General features: G+C 35.0%; 16 protein-coding genes. 8 read left to right on the forward strand and 8 right to left on the reverse strand.

The annotated features are described in order from the left end of the window. Window positions 1-3 precede the first annotated feature (3 nt). Entirely contained in the window at window positions 4-471 is a 468-nt protein-coding gene (gene rnhA / locus V4P55_RS00460) for a ribonuclease HI (protein WP_455474441.1), read from the forward strand. A 46-nt stretch (window positions 472-517) separates the two neighbouring features. Here the strand turns inward: rnhA and V4P55_RS00465 are convergent, their stop codons facing one another. Next, on the reverse strand, window positions 518-1,375 hold the full coding sequence (locus tag V4P55_RS00465; protein ID WP_455474442.1) for a protein-disulfide reductase DsbD domain-containing protein: 858 nt from the start codon (window positions 1,373-1,375) through the stop codon (window positions 518-520). A 68-nt stretch (window positions 1,376-1,443) separates the two neighbouring features. On the opposite strand from V4P55_RS00465, the gene V4P55_RS00470 reads away from it, so the two are divergent. After that, window positions 1,444-2,028: a YqgE/AlgH family protein gene (locus V4P55_RS00470; protein WP_455474443.1), complete on the forward strand. Its 585-nt coding sequence runs from the start codon at window positions 1,444-1,446 to the stop codon at window positions 2,026-2,028. 6 nt (window positions 2,029-2,034) lie between these two features. Here the strand turns inward: V4P55_RS00470 and V4P55_RS00475 are convergent, their stop codons facing one another. The 4 genes from V4P55_RS00475 to V4P55_RS00490 all read right to left on the reverse strand — a co-directional run bounded on the left by V4P55_RS00475 (window position 2,035) and on the right by V4P55_RS00490 (window position 9,428). Further along, window positions 2,035-4,923 (reverse strand): EAL domain-containing protein, encoded by a 2,889-nt coding sequence (locus V4P55_RS00475; protein ID WP_455474444.1) that lies wholly within the window; start codon window positions 4,921-4,923, stop codon window positions 2,035-2,037. A 405-nt stretch (window positions 4,924-5,328) separates the two neighbouring features. After that, entirely contained in the window at window positions 5,329-6,600 is a 1,272-nt protein-coding gene (locus tag V4P55_RS00480) for a M16 family metallopeptidase (protein ID WP_455474445.1), read from the reverse strand. Window positions 6,601-6,682: 82 nt separating this feature from the next. Next, window positions 6,683-8,080, reverse strand: a complete 1,398-nt coding sequence (gene thrC, locus V4P55_RS00485) for a threonine synthase (protein WP_455474446.1) — start codon at window positions 8,078-8,080, stop codon at window positions 6,683-6,685. 646 nt (window positions 8,081-8,726) lie between these two features. Beyond that, complete coding sequence (locus V4P55_RS00490) at window positions 8,727-9,428, reverse strand: HAD family hydrolase (RefSeq protein ID WP_455474447.1); 702 nt, start codon at window positions 9,426-9,428, stop codon at window positions 8,727-8,729. Window positions 9,429-9,803: 375 nt separating this feature from the next. On the opposite strand from V4P55_RS00490, the gene V4P55_RS00495 reads away from it, so the two are divergent. After that, window positions 9,804-10,892 (forward strand): DNA methyltransferase, encoded by a 1,089-nt coding sequence (locus V4P55_RS00495; protein WP_455475085.1) that lies wholly within the window; start codon window positions 9,804-9,806, stop codon window positions 10,890-10,892. A gap of 56 nt (window positions 10,893-10,948) precedes the next feature. On the opposite strand, the gene mutY is transcribed toward V4P55_RS00495, so the two are convergent. Next, the gene (mutY, locus tag V4P55_RS00500) at window positions 10,949-12,007 is read right to left on the reverse strand and encodes an A/G-specific adenine glycosylase (protein WP_455474448.1); all 1,059 of its coding nucleotides are present in this window, start codon (window positions 12,005-12,007) and stop codon (window positions 10,949-10,951) included. A gap of 190 nt (window positions 12,008-12,197) precedes the next feature. Between mutY and V4P55_RS00505 the strand changes: the two genes are divergently transcribed. The 3 genes from V4P55_RS00505 (at window position 12,198) to ppdK (ending at window position 16,296) form a co-directional block, all read left to right on the forward strand. Further along, window positions 12,198-12,698, forward strand: a complete 501-nt coding sequence (locus V4P55_RS00505) for a DUF721 domain-containing protein (RefSeq protein ID WP_455474449.1) — start codon at window positions 12,198-12,200, stop codon at window positions 12,696-12,698. Window positions 12,699-12,796: 98 nt separating this feature from the next. After that, window positions 12,797-13,447 (forward strand): DsbA family protein, encoded by a 651-nt coding sequence (locus tag V4P55_RS00510; RefSeq protein WP_455474450.1) that lies wholly within the window; start codon window positions 12,797-12,799, stop codon window positions 13,445-13,447. 176 nt (window positions 13,448-13,623) lie between these two features. Further along, on the forward strand, window positions 13,624-16,296 hold the full coding sequence (gene ppdK / locus V4P55_RS00515; RefSeq protein WP_455474451.1) for a pyruvate, phosphate dikinase: 2,673 nt from the start codon (window positions 13,624-13,626) through the stop codon (window positions 16,294-16,296). A gap of 223 nt (window positions 16,297-16,519) precedes the next feature. On the opposite strand, the gene V4P55_RS00520 is transcribed toward ppdK, so the two are convergent. After that, window positions 16,520-17,344, reverse strand: a complete 825-nt coding sequence (locus tag V4P55_RS00520; RefSeq protein ID WP_455474452.1) for a peptidoglycan-binding domain-containing protein — start codon at window positions 17,342-17,344, stop codon at window positions 16,520-16,522. A gap of 867 nt (window positions 17,345-18,211) precedes the next feature. Between V4P55_RS00520 and V4P55_RS00525 the strand changes: the two genes are divergently transcribed. Both V4P55_RS00525 and V4P55_RS00530 read left to right on the forward strand, forming a co-directional pair. After that, a complete protein-coding gene (locus tag V4P55_RS00525; RefSeq protein ID WP_455474453.1) occupies window positions 18,212-18,502 on the forward strand; it encodes a DUF5330 domain-containing protein in 291 nt (96 codons plus the stop codon). Window positions 18,503-18,699: 197 nt separating this feature from the next. Next, window positions 18,700-19,110, forward strand: a complete 411-nt coding sequence (locus V4P55_RS00530) for a SufE family protein (RefSeq protein ID WP_455474454.1) — start codon at window positions 18,700-18,702, stop codon at window positions 19,108-19,110. A 106-nt stretch (window positions 19,111-19,216) separates the two neighbouring features. On the opposite strand, the gene V4P55_RS00535 is transcribed toward V4P55_RS00530, so the two are convergent. Then, window positions 19,217-19,654 carry a MucR family transcriptional regulator gene (locus V4P55_RS00535; protein ID WP_455474455.1) on the reverse strand — a complete coding sequence of 146 codons (438 nt, stop codon included), beginning with the start codon at window positions 19,652-19,654 and terminating at the stop codon, window positions 19,217-19,219. Window positions 19,655-19,857: the final 203 nt, after the last annotated feature.

The following is a 19,857-nucleotide window of genomic DNA, read 5'->3' on the forward strand; positions in this document are numbered from 1 at the left end:
CGTATGTTAAAGCAACAAAAAGTTGTTGAAATTTATACAGATGGTGCTTGTTCAGGTAATCCTGGAGTGGGAGGATGGGGTGCAATTTTATGCTGGAATGGTCATGAGCGTGAACTTTATGGTGGAGAAGCTTATACGACAAACAATAAAATGGAACTGACAGCAGCAATTTGTGCATTGAAAGCACTGAAAGAACCCTGTTCGGTTGATCTTTATACAGATTCAATTTATGTGCGCAACGGTATATCTGTATGGCTTAAAAATTGGAAGAAAAACAATTGGCAGACTGCGTCAAACAATCCTGTTAAAAATATGGAATTGTGGCAAGATCTTGAAAAAGCCTGTTCTCATCATACTGTTAGATGGCACTGGATTAAGGGGCATGTTGGTCATCCATATAATGAACGTGCAGATGCTCTTGCACGTCAAGCAATTATTCAATACCGTGAAAATGGATATTTTTCAGCATAATTTGATTTAAAAATTCTTTTCTTTATCACCAAATGTAAATACGGTTTTATTGTTTGTGGAGTACGAATGTTCCGCTGAAGGCACGGTTTTTAAAAACAATTGTATAAAAAATTGTTGGGTTTGTTTCATCTGGTGTAAAATAGATAGGAGCGCTAAAGAGTGTGTAGTTTGCAGTATTATTTATTTTTTTAGCTGGTCCAATTTGCATGTCTCCTCCATCTAAAAAAAGAGAAGATGGGGTCATACTGTTATTTTTTTCTATTTTTATGAAAAGAGTATTTATATCTTTCTCAGCATGTATTCTAAATTCACTATGCGTTGTATGAGGCAGGGAGTTTTGGGCATCTTTTAATATGGATATAGGAAGATATTCGTTTTTTAAGGCAGCTGGTGAAAAATCAAAAGGAACAGTAAACGGAATACAAATTTGATTACATAGTCCAAGCGTTAAAGAACCACTTAAATTTTTCTTTGAATTGGAAATACTAAAGGGCAATACCGCTTTGCCTGTATAGCCTAATGACCAATCATTTTCCTCTTCATAAAGCTGTGGTGTGGGATAAAAGATTTCATAAGAAATTTGTTGATTGAAGTTAAAAAATGGTGCCATACCTGAATTTCCTGGATTGCGCCAGTACGTTTTCCACCCTGGGTTAAGTACAACTTCAATAATACCGTTTCTTATTCCAGAAGGAGAGGGTTTGGTGATGGCTAATCTGACACGACCACCGTCTGATTCATGCCAAGGTGTTGCAAAGAGATATGACTTTTGCTTAGTTTGAGCATTCACAGGAACAATAAATGATCCTACAAACACAAAGATTATACTTAAACTAATTAAAAATTCTTTGTGAAAAAAAGTTGAGATATTTTTAAAATTTTTAGAAATTTGGATTTTTTTCATTTAAGCTTTATTTTTTTGTGTCAATTGAATTAGATTTTAACATATAAAATACGGAGAATAACAGATTAATGAGTTCGAGTGATGGTTTTTTAGGTGGACAATTGCTTATAGCAATGCCTGGAATGAGTGACAAATGCTTTATTCGTTCTGTTATTTATATTTGTGCACACTCTGATGCTGGTGCTATGGGTATTATTCTCAATCAATTGCACCACATTAATTTTTCTGATCTTTTGCTCCATCTTGGGATCATAAATGATAGCCAAAAAAAAGACCTTTCTGAGCCAATAAAAAAGTTTCCTGTACGCTATGGAGGACCTGTTGAACCTTCTCGTGGTTTTGTGATTCATTCGGATGATTATGTTTCTAAAGAAACTGTTCCTGTTGCAGATAAAATCTGCTTTACCACAACTATTGATATATTAAAAGCGATCAGTTGTGAACAAGGTCCTCAACATGCACTTATAGCACTAGGGTATGCTGGGTGGAAAGCGGGGCAGCTTGAAGCAGAAATTTCTGCAAATAGTTGGCTTATTAGCCACGCATCGCCTAGCTTCCTTTTTGAGAATAATTTAGACAATAAATACGATGAGAGTTTAGTCCGCATGGGAATTAATCCAACCTATCTTGTTTCTGAAATAGGTCATGCATAGAGGTATTCATTGTGTTTTGATCTTATAAGGGAAGTGGTTTTGGATGAGAACAATTAGTTCTTCGAGAGCGATTGGCTTAGTGACCAGTGTGCTTTGAACGTATTTGCAACCTTCTTTGTTTAAGAAGATTGCTTCTTTTTCATTTTCAACGCCTTCTGCGATGATTTGCAAGTTAAGGTCCTTTGCCATATTGATAATGGATTTGAGAACTAGCTTTTTCTTAGGAGAATCAATAGAGATAAGAGAACGATCCAATTTGACCATGTCAAATGGATAACGAACAAGATAGCTAAGTGACGAATAACCTGTTCCAAAATTGTCTAATGCAAGGTTTATTCCTAATGCTTTAATTTGTTCAAGAAAATGCGCTGATTGTTCAGGATTTTTTCTCAAGACAGATTCAGATATTTCTATCATTAAGCGTCCTTTATCGAGCGGGTAGCGGAGCAGAATAGAGCGCAACTGATTTATGAAGCTGGGATGAACCATCTCTGAACTTGGTAAATTGATTGAAACGAAGAAAAATTGTTGAAAAAATTTGTTTTGTATATTGGTAAGATCAATAACTGCATGATGAATGATGAATTGCGCTAAATCCATCACTATTTGCTCGTTTTCTACGACTTTGATAAAATCAGAGACATTTAAGTGTCCATACTTGGGATGATGCCACTCTACAATTGTTTCAAATCCAATAACTTGTCCATCTGATAAATTAAGAATAGGATGATAAAGGACTTTCATTTCATTACGTTTTATAGCGTGATGAATGTCTTTTTCCATACTATTATATTCAAGTCCAAGAGTACGAAAATTGGGACGAAAAGGTTCGATATGATTTCCTCCCATTTGCTTAGCACGAATCATTGCTAATTCACTGTCATTAAAAATATCTTTGGCTGTTGATCTACCTTCACTCCACGTAACCAATCCGATGGATGTTGAAAGTGTTATTTTTTTTTCTGAAAGCGAAATAGGCGCTGAGATTGTTTTATGCAAATGTTCTGCAAATGCTGCAATTTTTTGTGGTTCAGTTTCACTGAGTAAAATGATTGCAAAACGATCTGCAGAAAGACGTGACAAGGTATCTTGAAAATTAATAAGGCGACTTAAACGACGTGCAATTATAAGTAGCACAGTATCGCCAACAGCTATGCCTAATTTGCGGTTAATTTGACAAAAATTATCAAAATCAATCATGAAAACTGTTGGTCTAATTTTAATATTTGCTTTTGCTAAAGAAGTATAATTTTGTAATCTATCAAAGAAAATCTGTTTGTTAGGAAGACCGGTTAAGCTGTCGTAAATTGAATCATGTAATAAACGTTCCTCAGCTTTTTTGTGATTGGTAATATTGACAATAGTTCCAATAATACGCGTGATTTTTCCATCTTTTTGCATAGCAGGGCGCGCACGAAGAGAAAACCAATGATAGTAGCCGCCACCGGAAGAAAATCGAAAAATTTGATCAATGCGTCCTTTTTTATGTTTAAGAATGATATCTAAAACAGCTTGAAAGCGCTCACGGTCATCGTAATGTAAAGCTGAGATCCAATTGCTCATAGTGCCATTGATTTTGCGGGTTTCAGTTCCAAAGAGAGTCGTCATGTCTGGATGAACAACGATTTTATCACGTTCAACATCCCAGTCCCAAATAATATTTCCCGCTCCCCTTGCTGCTAGCACTTGTTGTTCAAGATCAGAAAATATCCCTTCATGGAAGGCATCATTGGAAAAAGTTTGTTGCATAACTGTAAAGCTGATGAGAAGTACAATAAGTACCAATCCTCCAGCTAAAGCCGGCTGGATAATATCATTGTTTAAATACCCTTCTATGCAAGCATAGGCTCCCAAACACCAAAAGCTAATGAGCAACCATGTCGGGATAAGCATGATTGAGCGATCATAGCTTCGGATAGAGAAATAGCTAATGAGAAGTATCCCAATGATGGTCGTAAGTCCAAATGATAAACGAGCTATTCCAGCGGCTCTAATTGGGTCATAAATAGCAAATGCTCCAAGACTACAAAGAGCTATAATCCATGCAATTGCACCATAACTGAAATGGTAATGCCAATGATTAAGACGTAGGTAAGTAAAAAGGAATATAAAGAGTGTAGCGGCAAGCGCTACTTCTGTACTCGCACGCCAAATTGGTTGTGTTGTTAATGTTATAGCAAAAAATTTATTTAAAAAATTAAAGTCAATTCCAATATAAAAAAGAACAGCCCAAGCAACAGCTGCTGTTGCAGGAAAAAGCCCTGTTCCACGAACAACGAAGAGAACTGTTAACAAAAGTGCTAACAATCCTGATATACCAAGAAGAATACCGTGATAAAGCGTATAAGAATTTATTGCATCCTTATAAGCATCAGGTTTCCATAAATAGATTTGTGGTAGATTTGGAGAATTCAGTTCAGCAATGAATGTAACGACAGCACCAGGATTAAGAGTAATACGAAAGATATCTGAGTTTACGCTGGCTTGGCGGTCAAGAGAAAAGCCTTCGCTTGGAGTGATGGATTGAATCCGTGCTGACCCGAGATCTGGCCAAAGAAGACCTGAATGAGCCATGCGGTAATGAGGTGCTACGATAAGCCGGTCAATTTGTTCGTCTGTTGGATTTGCAAGAGAAAATACAGCCCAGTTTCCAGAAAACTTTTTATTTTTTGCCTGTACTTCAATGCGCCATACAATACCATCTGGACCTGGTGCGGTATTTGTTTGGAAGATAGAGTTGTTTGTATGATGAATTTCGATAGCTTTCGAAAGGTCAAGAGCAGCATCTTGAGAAGAAATTTTTACTGGCTCGATGGCCTGTACCGATGTAAGGTGAATAAAAGAGTTGACAATTACGATAAAAATGACACCAACTATTTTATGCAAAATTTTCATAACGCACCACTCTCTATATTTTTAGGATGTTGAATTTTTACTTATATTTTCAAAAAAATACATCCACTTTTTATAATTTACTTTACATAACAGGCAGCTATCATTTTATTTTAACACTCTATGGTTTTATGAAAAGGTTGTTCAGACATCTACTTGATTCAGTGAAGATTAAAATGAGTCAATTTTATATTTTGGAAAAGTCAAGTAAAACCATAATAAATATCTCGTTGCTTATCAGATAAGTTATCACATAAAGCTTAAATTAAATAGTTTTATACACATTTTTAGGGACTGTTTTCCAAGTTTAATTAGTAAAAAGAATTTTTATGGTAAATTGCATGATAGAGATAAAGCATACGCAAGCCGTTATGTAGTTTTTTGAAGTATGCTATATTCGATCTTATTTTATGTTGTATATGAGAGTGTTGATGTTAAATCATCAAAATTTATGAGAGGTCCAACAGACCCAACAGCTGCTAATGTAGGAGTGGAATTAATAAAAAGGTGAGTCGCTAAATCAGTTAATCTTGTGGTCGTAATAAGCTTTAGACGTTCCATGATTTCAGATATAGGAATGGGCCGACCGTAAAGAAGCATTTGACGAGCAATAAGATGCGCTTTACTGGATGGATTTTCTTGTGACATTATGAGGTTGGCACGATATTGCGCTTGTGCACGTTGAAGTTCACTAACATGGATATTTTTTCCTGCCTTGTAAAGCTCGTCAAGAATGAGAGGCAACAGTTTTTTTAGCCCTTTTTGTCCAGTGGCAGCGTGAATACCAAAGAGTCCGATATCCGAAAAGCCCCAATGAAAAGCATAAATAGAATAACATAATCCGTGTTTTTCTCTTACTTCTTGGAAGAGGCGTGATGACATGCCACCGCCAAGAATAATTGAAAGAAGTTGGGCAGCATAAAAGTCACGCGCATGATAAGCTCGCCCTTCAAAACCGAGAACAACTTGTGTATCCATTAAATCTCGATATTCACGAAAATCGCCACCGACATAATTGGCAAGGCTGGCTAAAGGTGCTGTAGAACGAGAACGAAAAGTGCCAAGACGACTCTCAACTTCCTGTAAAAAGCTTTCGTGCTGTACAGCGCCTGCAGCAACAATAATCATACGGTCTGCACTATATTGTTTATTTATGAAGTTGTGGAGATCAGCAGATGTAAATGATTGAACTGTTTGAGTTGTTCCTAAAACAGAACGTCCAAGAGATTGATGACGAAAGGCTGTTTCAGTAAAGTAATCAAAAACTATATCATCAGGAGTATCACGAGCTGCACCAATTTCTTGAAAAATTACTTGTTTTTCTCGTTCTAATTCATCTTCATCAAATTTTGAATTCATTAGAATATCAGCTAAAATATCAATGGCAAGAGGAATATCGTTTTTGAGAACGCGTGCAAAATAGGCAGTTGTTTCAGCGCTTGTAGTGGCATTAATTTCACCGCCAACATCTTCAATATCAGCGGCAATTTGAAAAGCTGTGCGGTTTTCAGTTCCCTTAAAAGCCATATGTTCAAGAAGATGGGCAATACCGTGCTGTTTTAAAGATTCATTGCGTGAGCCAACTTTAATCCATATTCCAAGTGCTACACTATCAATTTGCTGCATTGTATGTGTGGCAATAGTCAAACCATTACTAAGGCGACTGATATCTACACCCATGTATTTACGACTCCATTAAATAATTCCAGTGTCTTGCTGTAAAGACATTGGAGTGTTGTTATTTAAATTAACGCAGTAAACGTTAATAAGATGCACGTGATTTTAAGGCAATATAATCTTTTACTATTTTTTCATCATTAGCAAGGCTTATAAAATTCTCTTCGCGTTCCATTATATCGTTTAAACACAATGGTTGTGGAGCATCAATGTCACAGGCGCTTTTCATTGCTTCAGGAAATTTAGCCGGATGAGCGGTAGCAAGAGCAATCATCGGAATATGTGGTTGTTTGTTTTCGCGTGCAACTTTAAGGGCAACAGCTGTATGTGGATCAACAAGGTATCCGCTTTCTTTATAAATACTATCAATTGTTTGAGCTGTTTCAGCTATGTTACTTTTTCCAGCACAAAATAGGGAACGAATATCTGTAAGTTGTTTTTCATCAAGAGGAAAACGTCCTAACTTTTTTAAATCTTTCATTGCATTGCGAATCCATACAGGATTACGATCATTACTTTCAAACAGCAATCGTTCAAAGTTAGAGGAGACTTGAATATCCATAGAAGGTGATGTTGTGTGGATTATTGGTTTTATTTCATAAACACCGCTGGTTAATGTACGTACAAGAATGTCATTATCATTTGTTGCAATAATTAGTTTTGTAATAGGTAATCCCATACGAGCCGCGACATAACCTGCAAAAATGTCTCCAAAATTTCCAGTGGGAACAGTAAATGATACAGACCTATCGGGAGCGCCTAGAGAAAGTGCGGATGAAAAATAATAAACAACTTGCGCCATGATCCGCGCCCAATTTATAGAATTAACTCCTGAAAGCGCTTTTTTTTGACGAAAATCATGATCATTAAACATTGCTTTTACGAGTGCTTGGCAATCATCAAAATTTCCTTCTATGGCTATAGTATGAATATTTTTACTTTTATTTGTTGTCATTTGTCGCTGCTGAATGGGTGATACACGTCCTTTAGGAAATAAAATAAAAATGTCTGCATGTTCTCTTTCAGCAAAAGCTTGTACTGCAGCACCTCCTGTATCTCCTGACGTGGCACAAATAATTGTTGAGCATCTATTTTTTTTGGTGAGAACATAATCCATCAATCTGGAGAGAAATTGCATTGCAACATCTTTAAAGGCCAAAGTAGGACCGTGAAAAAGCTCAAGAACAAATTCATCAGAGCCAGTTTGCAGTAATGGACAAATTGCAGGATGATGGAAGGTGGCATAAGATTCAACGATTATCTTCTCAAAAGATGTGTATTCGATTTCATTTCCCACAAAAGGCCAAAGAATGGTTTTTGCAAGTGTTGTATAAGATTGTCCGCGGAGCGCTCGTAAAGCATCTGGTGATAAGTGGGGAAACTTTTCTGGAAGGTAAAGACCGCCATCACTCGCTAATCCAGTCATTATAGCTTCAGTAAATCCTAAAGCTGGAGCTTCGCCTCTCGTGCTGATATATTTCATGTGTCTTTCCCTTCATTTATTTCCGGTAAGCTTATGAAGTTATTGATTTCACAGCTTTAACAGTATAAAAGTTATTCGGTAAATGGAATGTTTGTTTAATCTATAATGGCTTTATAATTTTTATTATATTACTTTAAAATTAATGTTATAAGATATTGTTTTAAATAAATTTTTAATTACATTGTGTGTAATTCTATTGTTATTTTATTAGTCATTATCTATTATAATAAACGCTTTTCATACATATAATATAATTTTGATGATGAGGTTTGTGGGATATTATTTCATACTGTCATGCATCCAAAATTATGTACTTAGAACTATGTGTCTCATGTCGTTTTATTCATATAAGCAGCTACTGTAAATTACATGTTTTTAGATTACAACTCGAAGCTTATTTGACCTCTATGCGATGTCTTTGTTACTTGAGAAAAGTGAAAAAAAGTGTTTTTTGCGGTATCAATTTTTCAGTTAATTGAAGTTGGGCAATATCTATAAATTTATTTTTCATATGTAGTGATAAATTTTAATTGCTTGTGTACGTAATAAACACAAATATTCTTTAACCTGACCAATATATTTTGTATGAAAAGATCATTGAATAAAAAAGTTTATGAGAGAGTGTGTGTACCTCTATAAAGGTTTTCTATGATAAGTCTTGCCAGACTGCCATCGCTTCTAAAACTTCTAGCAAATGCGCATGCTTAGTAATAGCTGTTTCAGCTCCAGCGTCTACAAGAGCATTAGAATGGCTAAGATAACTGTGTGATCCGCCAGTAAATCCAATGACACGCATCCCTGCCTTTACAGCAGCTTGTACTCCGTAAATAGAATCTTCTACAACAATGGTGTTTTTTGGTTCTGCGTTCAATTTCTGTGCAGCAAAAAGAAAAACATCAGGGGCAGGTTTAGTTTTTTTTGTTCCAACCTCTGGAGCAGAGAATATTTTATCTTGATCACTAAAAGAATCGTAAAGTCCAACAATGGTAAGCATCTCTTTTATATCCACACTCGATGCATTAGAGCAAATACAGTAAGGGTAGCAAGACTTAATAGCCTCTACTGCTTCTTTTATACCATCAATAGCACGCAATTCAGTTTTGATTTGTTTTCGAAAAAGATCTTCCATTTTATCAACGAGATATGCGGAAATTGGTTTTTTAGTTTCTTGTTCAATTTTTTTTAAAATATTAAGAAAACTTAATCCTGAATACCCCCTGCTCATTTCTTCAGGTGATATTTCATATCCTGTTTTCTTTAATAATTCAGATCCAATTTTTGCTGCGAGATATTCAGAATCCACTAAAACTCCATCACAATCAAAAATAACAAGATCGATTTGAGGCATGAAATATTCCTTATATTCTGTTTATAGTTTTAAAATTGGTATGAAAAGGACATTGAGAAGGTTTTATTTCAAAATACGTTTCTGAAATGATTCCTATTCATTTGATAGAGTAGAGGATATGTGAATAGTGCGTTTAAAGAAAGAAAAATAATAATTTTTTAATATGAAATAATTTTATTTTTTTGAAAAAGCAAAAATTCATACGCATTTTAAATAAGCTTAACGATACATTTACTCTATTTTGTAAATATAGATCAGTAATGCGGGTCTATAAATCATTTTGATTATAGAGTAATTTTATTTCGTTTTGTTGGGTATTTTATGACAATTCTTCAGTTTCAAAAAGATTTCGTTTGTACTCCCACTGCCTCACAAATGCCATGGCGCAACAAGATCTTTAAAGGAGATTGTGTTGCAGTACTAGAAAAGCTTCCAAAACATTCAGTTGATATGATTTTTGCTGATCCTCCTTATAACTTGCAGTTAGAGGGTGCTTTATATCGTCCAGATCACTCATTGGTGGATGCAGTTACTGATGAATGGGATCAATTTGAAAATTTTGCTGCTTATGATGCTTTTACGCGTGCATGGTTGCTTGCTTGTCGTCGTGTATTAAAGCCCAATGGAACACTTTGGGTTATTGGATCTTATCATAATATTTTTCGAGTTGGTACAGCATTACAAGATCTAGGTTTTTGGATGCTTAATGATATTATTTGGCGTAAGAATAACCCTATGCCAAATTTTCGAGGACGACGTTTTCAAAATGCTCATGAAACGTTAATTTGGGCTGTTCGCGATCAAAAAGATAAAAAATATACATTTAATTATGATGTTTTAAAAGCTGCAAACGAAGATGTACAAATGCGTTCAGATTGGCTTTTCCCTCTCTGTACGGGTGCTGAGCGGTTAAAAGATAAAACAGGTCGTAAATTGCACCCAACACAAAAACCACAGGCGTTATTAGCTCGGATTATTATGGCTTCCAGTAAACCAGGTGATGTTATTCTTGATCCATTTTTTGGCTCAGGAACAACAGGTGCTGTTGCTAAGCAACTAGGTCGTGATTTTGTGGGTATTGAACGAGAGCAGCACTACATTGATGCGGCAAAGGAAAGAATTTCTGCGGTTAAACCTTTAGATGAATCGGAGTTAGCAGTTTTTGATAAGAAAAAAACAGAACCGCGTGTAGCATTTAATAGTTTGCTTGAAGCAGGCTTATTGAATCCTGGGGACGTTCTTTATGATCAAAAAAAGCAAGTCTCTGCTATTGTAAGAGCTGATGGTACTATCATGCATGGTGGTGAAGCTGGCTCTATTCATGCAATGGGAAGAAAAGCTCAAGATGCGCAAAGTTGTAATGGTTGGACATTCTGGTATTACGAGAAAAATGGACATTTGAAGTCAATAAATGATTTAAGGGCGATAATACGTTCCCAAATGTTAAAAACTGGTGTCCTGTAAAAAGTTAAATAAGTTCATGTTAAACGAATTCTTTAAAGTTTGACAGTGGAAAAGTGTTATTTAAATTTAAAGGAGTTAGGAATTGCTGTGGAAATGGCTTTTTTCATAACAGTGGGAAGTGCTTCTTTTGCAAGATGGTTAATGTTACACCACCAGCCATTTTCATTTTTTATTTCACGAATACCGCTGATGTAATAGACATCAAGTTTTAAAGAAAAATGGGTAAAAACATGTGTAATTTGTCCTTTCCATTGCCAATTGGCAGTAAAAGGTGCGTTTTGAAGTCCGTTTTCATTGTTTATTCCTATATTGTTGGGGATTTGAGTCATTCCACCGAGTAATTTTTTACCTTGTCGTTTTTCCAGGTAAATTTGGTTATTTTTGTTAAGTATAACAAAAGCAGCTCCTGTTTTTGAAGGTCGTTCTTTTTTAGGAGCTTTCATTGGTAAAAATTCTGCTATTTGTAATTTTTCTGCTTTGCATAAGCTTTTAAGAGGGCAAAGCAAACAAGATGGTTTGCGTGGTGTACAAATTGTTGCTCCTAGATCCATCATAGCTTGAGCAAAGTCACCAGGACGATTTAAAGCTACAATTTTTTGTGTTTTTTCTTTAATTTCTACTTTTGCTTTGGACACTATTGATGTGATTGCAAATAGGCGGGTTATAACGCGTTCGACATTACTATCAACAACGGCTACAGGGCAATTAAAAGCAATTGCAGCAATGGCTGCGGCAGTATAATCTCCAATACCTGGAAGAGTTCGTAATATTTTGACAGATTGTGGAAATTGTCCTGCATAATTTTGAACCAGCTGCTGAGCGCAATTTTTGAGATTGCGTGCACGTGAATAATATCCAAGACCAGCCCATGCTTTCATGACATCATCTTGTGAGGCTTTAGCTAAAGAAGAAAGGTCAGGCCAAAGATTTATAAATTTTTGAAAATAAGATTTAACAGTTTCGACAGTTGTTTGTTGTAGCATAACTTCAGATAACCAAACTCGATAAGGTTCAGGACAGATTCCTTGCATTTGTTCTTTGGGAGTAATTCGCCACGGCAAATGTCGATGATTTTGATCATACCAAGAAAGGAGATATAATGAAATTTTATGCATGATTATCTTCAATTATAGGAAAGTATGAAAAACAAAAAAAGCATTTATTTTAAATTTATAATTCATTTTGTTCTCTTTGTTATAAGGTTTGATTAAATAGGAAGATTGGACTTATTAGTACTTGATGAAATTTGAGGATAAAAATTTTAAATTGTTATAATTTGATAAATATTGTAATAATGATTAAAAAATGAGCAGGCAATTTCAAAAGCGTCATTTTTATTCTCTTTCTGAGGCTGTATTCAAAATGCTTGATCCAGTTTTACGTAAACGAACGGGTCTGAATGTGGCACTTATAGAACATTGGTCAGAGATAGTAGGACACGATATTGCTGAGCATACAATGCCTCTCAAAATTATTTGGAAGCGTCGTGTAGATCAAGATGAAACTTTTCAACCCGCAACGCTTGTTATATTTTGTGAAGGATTTGTTGCATTAAAATTGATTCATGAAACAGACGAATTGCTTCATAGAATTAATGCTTTTTTTGGGTATGTAGCTATCGATCGTATAAAGATAGAACAAGGGAGTATGTCTACGTTTACAAATTGCTTGCCAACTCAATTCGTGCCGAGTGAAAAAGATAAAAAAAGTGTAGAAAAAATGCTGGAGGGGATTACAGATGAGAATTTAAGCAAATCACTTTATAAATTTGGTTGTTGCATTTTCGCAGAAAAAAATAATAAATAAAGTACACATATGTGAAATTTTTTAATAGTGGAATTTTTTTTAATATATTAGAGAATATCTAATTTTAGATTATTTTCTTAGAAAGAAAAGTGTTATTTATGATGAATTATCGTTCTCTTTTATCTTCAGCAATCATTTCAATTTTGATGGTCACAACACAAATCGAGGCAACAACTGCTTTTGCTGCTGCGCCTAAGCCAACAGCAACTGTTGAAATGAGTAAAATTCTTCAATTGGGTAAGGGTAAAGATAAGATTGAGGGAGAGGAAAATGCACCAGTAACAATTGTTGAATATGCTTCAGTAACCTGTATTCATTGTGCTAATTTTTATAATGACGTGTTGCCTGAAATTCGTGAAAAATATATCAAAACGGGAAAGGTAAAATTGATTTTTAGAGAGTTTGCTTTTGATCCTAGAGCAACAGCAGGTTTTATGTTGGCACGGTGTATACCAGAAGATCGCTATTTTCCTTTAATAGAAACTTTATTTCATAAACAGAATGAGTGGGCTTTCGGGCAAGATGCTTTAACACCGTTAAAGAAAATTAGCTTTATGGCAGGTTTTACTGAGGAAAGTTTTAACGCTTGTTTAACAAATCAATCTATTTTAAATGAAGTTAATGCGTCTTTTGAACAGGGAAAAGAGTTAGGTGTAAGAGGAACACCCACCTTCTTTATAAATGGAAATAGATACGATGGTGAAATGTCTGCAAAAGATTTCTTCACGGTAATTGATAATCTTCTTTAAAATTAATTTTTCAGAAGAATGAGTATTAATACTTGTGATTATTGCCATGTTCTCCAAAAAAATGGTTTTGTGCATTTATGAAACAATATGATTTAGCCAATTTTAAAGCGAAGCATTTCTTTTAAAAATTGGTTCGGGTCAGATGTATTTTTTGTTGATATGGGAGGAAGTATACGGTGGCAAAGTGGGTTTATAGTTTTGGTGATGGCAATGCAGAAGGAAGTGCTAATGAACGTAAACTTCTCGGTGGAAAAGGGGCTAATTTAGCCGAAATGAGTAATCTTGGGTTGCCTGTGCCTCCTGGATTTACTCTTACGACAGAAGTTTGCAATTTTTATTATGCACACAACAAATCTTATCCAGAAGAATTGCAGAATGCTGTTCAACAAGCGCTTAAAAAAATAGCTGAACAAACAGGGCGTGAATTTGGCAATGAAGAAAAGCCTCTATTACTTTCTGTTCGTTCTGGAGCTCGGGTTTCTATGCCAGGGATGATGGATACAGTGCTTAATCTTGGTATGAATGATAAGACTGTAAAAACAATTGCTTTACAAGTAAATGATGAACGCTTTGCTTATGACAGTTATCGCCGCTTTATCCAAATGTATTCTGATGTGGTTTTAGGATTAGATCATTCATATTTTGAAGAGCTTCTTGATGAAGCGAAAGCGCGTAATGGTTATACTATCGACACAGAAATGACCGCAGCTGACTGGAAAGATGTTATTGTTGCTTATAAGACATATGTTGAAGAAAAACTGGGAGAGCCTTTTCCTCAGGATCCTGAACAGCAGTTGTGGGGTGCAATTGGAGCGGTTTTTTCAAGCTGGATGACAGCACGCGCAGTCACTTATCGTCGTTTAAATAATATTCCCGAAAATTGGGGAACAGCTGTTAATTTACAGGCGATGGTATTTGGTAACATGGGTGAGGATTCAGCAACAGGTGTTGCTTTTACACGTAATCCATCGACTGGGGAAAAAGAGCTTTTCGGTGAATTTTTAGTCAATGCGCAGGGCGAAGATGTTGTGGCAGGCATTCGAACTCCCCAAAATATCACGGAAAATGCGCGTATTATTGCTGGTTCAAATAAACCATCTTTAGAAAAAATTATGCCGGAGGCTTTTTTGCAGTTATGTAAAATTGCTCAGAATCTCGAGCAGCATTATCGAGATATGCAAGATCTCGAATTTACAATTGAAAAAGGTAAATTATGGATGTTGCAGACGCGTTCTGGAAAACGAACAGTACGTGCAGCCTTAAAGATGGCAATTGATATGGTTGAGGAAGGGTTGATCAGTCAAGAAGAGGCTGTGATGCGAATTGACCCAAAATCACTTGATCAACTTTTGCATCCCACACTTGATCCTAAGGCAGAACGTTTTGTGATCGCACGTGGTCTACCTGCTTCGCCTGGGGCTGCAACTGGTGCAATTGTTTTTACTTCTGAAGAGGCAGAAGCTGCATTAACAGAAGATCGCAAAGTTATTTTGGTGCGTACAGAGACAAGCCCAGAAGATATTCATGGAATGCACGCTGCAGAAGGAATTTTAACGACACGCGGTGGTATGACAAGCCATGCTGCTGTTGTGGCACGTGGTATGGGAAAACCATGTATTTCAGGTGCAGGAAATGTACGAATTGACTACAATACGAATACTATGTTTGCTTCAGGACAAAGCTTTAAAAAAGGTGATGTGATTACAATTGATGGTGGAAGCGGAGAGGTTTTAAAAGGAAAGGTTGCTATGTTGCAGCCTGAACTTTGTGGAGATTTCGCACAATTGATGAAATGGGCTGATAGTATGCGACGTCTAAAAGTTCGCGTCAATGCTGAAACACCTTCCGATGCACGTATGGGACGTTCTTTTGGGGCTGAAGGTATTGGTCTTTGTCGTACGGAACACATGTTTTTTTCTGGTGAGCGTATTGTCGCTATGCGAGAAATGATTTTGAGCAGTGATGAAGGTGGGCGTCGTAAAGCGCTAGATAAGCTTTTGCCAATGCAGCGCTCAGACTTTATCAAATTGTTTGAGATTATGAGTGGTTTGCCTATTACTATCCGCTTATTAGATCCACCATTACACGAATTTTTACCAAAAACGAGTGCAGAAATTTGTGAAGTTGCTACAGCTATGGGAGTTGCTGCTGAGGTTCTCAATGAGCGTGCTCAGCAATTGCATGAATTTAATCCTATGCTTGGGTTACGAGGGTGCCGTTTGGCTATTACTTATCCAGAAATTGTGGAAATGCAAGCGCGGGCAATTTTTGAAGCTGCAGTAGAAGTGTTTCAAAAGTCTGGATCGCCTATTATGCTTGAAATTATGGTTCCACTTGTTGCACTTAAATCTGAATTAGATTTTGTGAAAACGTATATTGACAAAGTTGCCAATGAGGTGATGCAAGAAAAAGAAAGCGATATTCAGTACATGGTTGGAACGATGATTGAGCTTCCAAGAGCAGCGCTTCGAGCAGACGAGATTGCTGAAACTGCAGAATTTTTTTCATTTGGAACCAATGATTTGACCCAAACCACTTTGGGCATTTCACGTGATGATGCAGCTCCTTTTTTAACAAATTATTTTCAAAAAGGGCTTTTAAAGCAAGATCCTTTTATATCAATTGACCGTGATGGGGTAGGGGAGCTTATTGCTATTGCTGCACAGCGTGGACGTGTACAGCGTGCAAAAATTAAATTAGGGATTTGCGGTGAGCATGGAGGTGATCCAGCTTCTATTGCTTTGTGTGAAGAGAATAATTTGGATTATGTTTCATGTTCTCCTTTTCGAGTCCCAATTGCACGTTTAGCTGCCGCGCAGTCTGCAATTGCACAACAAAAGCATGAATAGTTTCTGAAACATTTTTGTTGTGCAATTATTAAAATTGATAGGACAAGTTATTCATTCTTTTTTTTATTTTATAAAAGAAAGGTAGAGTCTTATAAATGCATTATTTTGTTATATACATATGGAGAATATTTAATCACACTTTTGATATATTCTTTAAAAAGAAAATGTCAGACATGGGATATCTATGCAATGCAGTGTTTTATTTTACCTTTCAAAAGGTGGGTCAATTTAATAAATGAATTTCACGCATTTTTTTCAAAACAGTTTTGTCAATTTTGCCCGTTATGGGAAGCTTAAACATTTTTTGAAATTGCTTTAAGGCATCTACGGTTTTTTGATCTTCTACGCCTGTGACAATTACCTCTTGGTGACCAAAAGCACGTAAAGCTTTCTGAACCTGTGCAATGTCTGCAGGAGGAGGAGAGGACTTTACAATGTCTGCTTTTGAAGAAGATAATTCTTTTGCACTTTCCATTTTGCTATGTTTAATTAATATAGCAATCTCATCTGTTGCAGGATTTGGTAAAATAGTATTTTTTCTTTTATGAGCAGTTTGTTGTTTCCATGACGCTATAGCGCGCTGTGTTTTAGGTCCATCTATTCCATCTAAGGGACCATCGTAAAATCCTAGTTTTGCCAATTTTTTTTGCATTTTTAGCATATTTTTTGGCAAAGATTTTGCAGATGAATTTGTGTGTAGATCATTTAGAGAGGATAAAGAAATAGTGTGGATATCTGTGTGAAATGTTGCTTCTTTTTTAGATGACTTAGAATTTTTTTCTATGCTTAAAGCAGGTGTAATGTTAGAGAATATACTTTGATATGTTTTTATTTGAAAAAATAAAGCATTAAGCGAAATAAATCCAAAACTAATAATAAAAATAAGAAATCCAACAACTAATAAAGCATTTTTTTGTATGAGAAAATAAATTTGTTTTATTATCCAAAAAAACAAACGACTAATTATGAGAAAAAATGCTATAATAATACTCTTATTTGTACGATTTTTTATAGATTTTACTTTTCGTGTTTTTTGTTTTTTTGCCATTATTCTATTTTTTATTTTAAATTACAATTTTTTTCTTACACAAAAACCAATATAAATTATTTTCATTTTAATTTAAGGTAGATACATTTACATCATTTCTTTCCTTTAAATTGTAGAAGTAAATAACGTAGCTTTATCAATATATCAGTTTATAAATAAGCAAATCTTTATATGCTTTTATAAATTTTATATTTTCAGTATGCATAAAAAAATTTAGCCTATGTAGCAATATTTCTCGTCATATTTTTTGCACACGTATTTTATAACATTTAAAGTCAACTTAAGATATTTTATAGAGAGTTATGAGCAGTGTATGTTCTCTCAAATGTTTCGCTTATATTTTTATACAACATTATGATTATTTCAATATCATGTTATGTGCCGATATAAATCTACTTTACTAATATTTAATAAATTTCGTAAAGCTCAGAAAGAGTTAATCTAACAATGTCCGTAAGATGGCAAACAATAGCGTTATTTTATATTTGAGATTTTTGTGATAGATAATAAAAAGTCATTATGAACATTATACGGTATCATAATTCGCTTTTTATTATTATCTTGGTGTGTATTTTTTTCTTCAATTTCTGGTATAGCGGTTCTCATTAGGTTTGGTGAGGTGTAAACTAATATGTTGAATATTTTTCTCGATTTTTATTGTAAAAATTTAATTTTAAATTTCCGATAAAAAAATACTTCGCTTTTATACCGCCTGTATATAGTGTATTTTTACGATATATGATTCATGGTGCGGATTTTATAAACAAGCGCTCGATTTTATAATATGCTAAATTTATAAGTTTTTATAAAGAAGAAGAGTATAGACTGTTATTCTTATTTTTTTAAACCGCGATATATTGGCTACTTATGATTCGCTTTTTAATCAAAATGTTATTTTTTTTATTTTTTGTTTTTGTCATCATTTCATTCTTTGTGGCAGAGCCAAATGGTAATCATTCTTCTGCTAAAAAAAGTCAAAACACGACAACAAATGATGTAATTACTGTTTTTAAAGAAACTCTAAGTGATTTAGGATCATTTTGTAAACGTAACTCAGAAACATGTAAAGTAGGAAAATCTTTTTTAGGTTCACTTGGTGAACGAGCATATAATGGTGCAAAAGCGGCTTATGGATATTTAGGGAAACATATTGAGTGATAAGGAAGATGATTTATTTGAAGTTTTATAAAGCAGACGCATAGAAGTTTGTCGACAAATAAGGTTATACAACATTTTTCAAATAAATGTTTCTAACATTTATGAGTGGCTTCATGCTAAGAAAGATAAACGCTTATTTTTCATTAAATAAATCGCCATGATTATAAAATTAAGAAAATCAAAATAGGGATGGGGTTATGGCAGAAACAATTGATGATATTATAGAAAATTTTTCTCTTTTAGATAATTGGGAAGATCGCTATCGTTATGTAATTGAACTTGGTAATGAATTGCCACCCTTTCCAGAAAATGCTCGAAATGACACTCATAAAGTGCCTGGTTGCGTTAGCCAAGTATGGCTTTTATCTTCACGTGATCACTCAGAAAATCCAGTATTAACGTTTCAAGGCGACTCTGATGCGCATATAGTGCGAGGACTTATTTACATTCTTCTCACTTTTTATTCAGGTAAAAAAGCTTCTGAAATTCGTGATGCTGATGCTGAGGGACTTATCAAAAAGCTTGGCTTAAGCGAAAATCTCACACCGCAGCGATCAAATGGTCTTAAATCAATGATTGAGAGAATCCGTAAAGAGAGTCATATATAAATCTCTGGATTCTCGCAAAAACAATTATAAATAACCACTCTATGCAAAATATTAGCAAAGAAACATTCTCATATATCAGGTCTTATTAACTCTGAAATAGATGTGACTACTTGATTTTTTTCTGTTGGCTTTTTCGCCCAAGTCCCATTTCCTTTGCTAAAGCTGAACGCGCCTTTGCATAATTAGGTGCAACCATAGGATAAGAACTATCCAATTGCCATTTTTCACGATATTCCTCAGGCAACATTCCATAATGTGTCATAAGGTGACGCTTTAAAGACTTAAACTTCTTCCCATCCTCAAGGCAGATAAGATAATCGGGAAATACTGAACGCTTTGGGTTAACAGCAGGTCTTTGCTTTTCAGCTTCGATCTCCGGTAATTCCGTATTCCCTACCTTGAGAAAAGCAGCATGAACATCGGCAATTAAACTGGGTACCTCAGTCGGTCGGATTGAATTATTACTCACATAAGCAGCAACAATATCGGCAACCAATGTAATAATTAAATTGCTTTCAGCCTCCAAGACTGGGCGATGTTCCATTCTTATTTCCTTTAAGTTAAAATCGATACATCATTCACATTTATACTTGTGATACAGAGATCCCATGCACGTAGGTTTCATATTGTACAAAAATCTTTTTTGTCAATTCAATTATTTTATAAAATCGCTTAAACACAAAAAAATCAAATAAATTCCTCTTTTTTGTCATAATATATGAAAAGAAAAACTGGGGAATGTTCATT

The sequence above is a fragment of the Bartonella sp. B30(2025) genome (assembly GCF_053793825.1).

What these genes read in the sequence shown, in the direction of transcription:
- V4P55_RS00520 (WP_455474452.1), bottom strand. Translation starts at nt 17,344, where the DNA reads ATGGCAAAAAAACAAAAAACACGAAAAGTAAAATCTATAAAAAATCGT.
- V4P55_RS00475 (WP_455474444.1), bottom strand. Translation starts at nt 4,923, where the DNA reads ATGAAAATTTTGCATAAAATAGTTGGTGTCATTTTTATCGTAATTGTC.
- V4P55_RS00465 (WP_455474442.1), bottom strand. Translation starts at nt 1,375, where the DNA reads ATGAAAAAAATCCAAATTTCTAAAAATTTTAAAAATATCTCAACTTTT.
- V4P55_RS00525 (WP_455474453.1), top strand. Translation starts at nt 18,212, where the DNA reads ATGATTCGCTTTTTAATCAAAATGTTATTTTTTTTATTTTTTGTTTTT.
- V4P55_RS00505 (WP_455474449.1), top strand. Translation starts at nt 12,198, where the DNA reads ATGAGCAGGCAATTTCAAAAGCGTCATTTTTATTCTCTTTCTGAGGCT.
- V4P55_RS00495 (WP_455475085.1), top strand. Translation starts at nt 9,804, where the DNA reads ATGCCATGGCGCAACAAGATCTTTAAAGGAGATTGTGTTGCAGTACTA.
- rnhA (WP_455474441.1), top strand. Translation starts at nt 4, where the DNA reads ATGTTAAAGCAACAAAAAGTTGTTGAAATTTATACAGATGGTGCTTGT.
- V4P55_RS00490 (WP_455474447.1), bottom strand. Translation starts at nt 9,428, where the DNA reads ATGCCTCAAATCGATCTTGTTATTTTTGATTGTGATGGAGTTTTAGTG.
- V4P55_RS00535 (WP_455474455.1), bottom strand. Translation starts at nt 19,654, where the DNA reads ATGGAACATCGCCCAGTCTTGGAGGCTGAAAGCAATTTAATTATTACA.
- V4P55_RS00480 (WP_455474445.1), bottom strand. Translation starts at nt 6,600, where the DNA reads ATGGGTGTAGATATCAGTCGCCTTAGTAATGGTTTGACTATTGCCACA.
- mutY (WP_455474448.1), bottom strand. Translation starts at nt 12,007, where the DNA reads ATGCATAAAATTTCATTATATCTCCTTTCTTGGTATGATCAAAATCAT.
- thrC (WP_455474446.1), bottom strand. Translation starts at nt 8,080, where the DNA reads ATGAAATATATCAGCACGAGAGGCGAAGCTCCAGCTTTAGGATTTACT.
- V4P55_RS00510 (WP_455474450.1), top strand. Translation starts at nt 12,797, where the DNA reads ATGATGAATTATCGTTCTCTTTTATCTTCAGCAATCATTTCAATTTTG.
- V4P55_RS00470 (WP_455474443.1), top strand. Translation starts at nt 1,444, where the DNA reads ATGAGTTCGAGTGATGGTTTTTTAGGTGGACAATTGCTTATAGCAATG.
- V4P55_RS00530 (WP_455474454.1), top strand. Translation starts at nt 18,700, where the DNA reads ATGGCAGAAACAATTGATGATATTATAGAAAATTTTTCTCTTTTAGAT.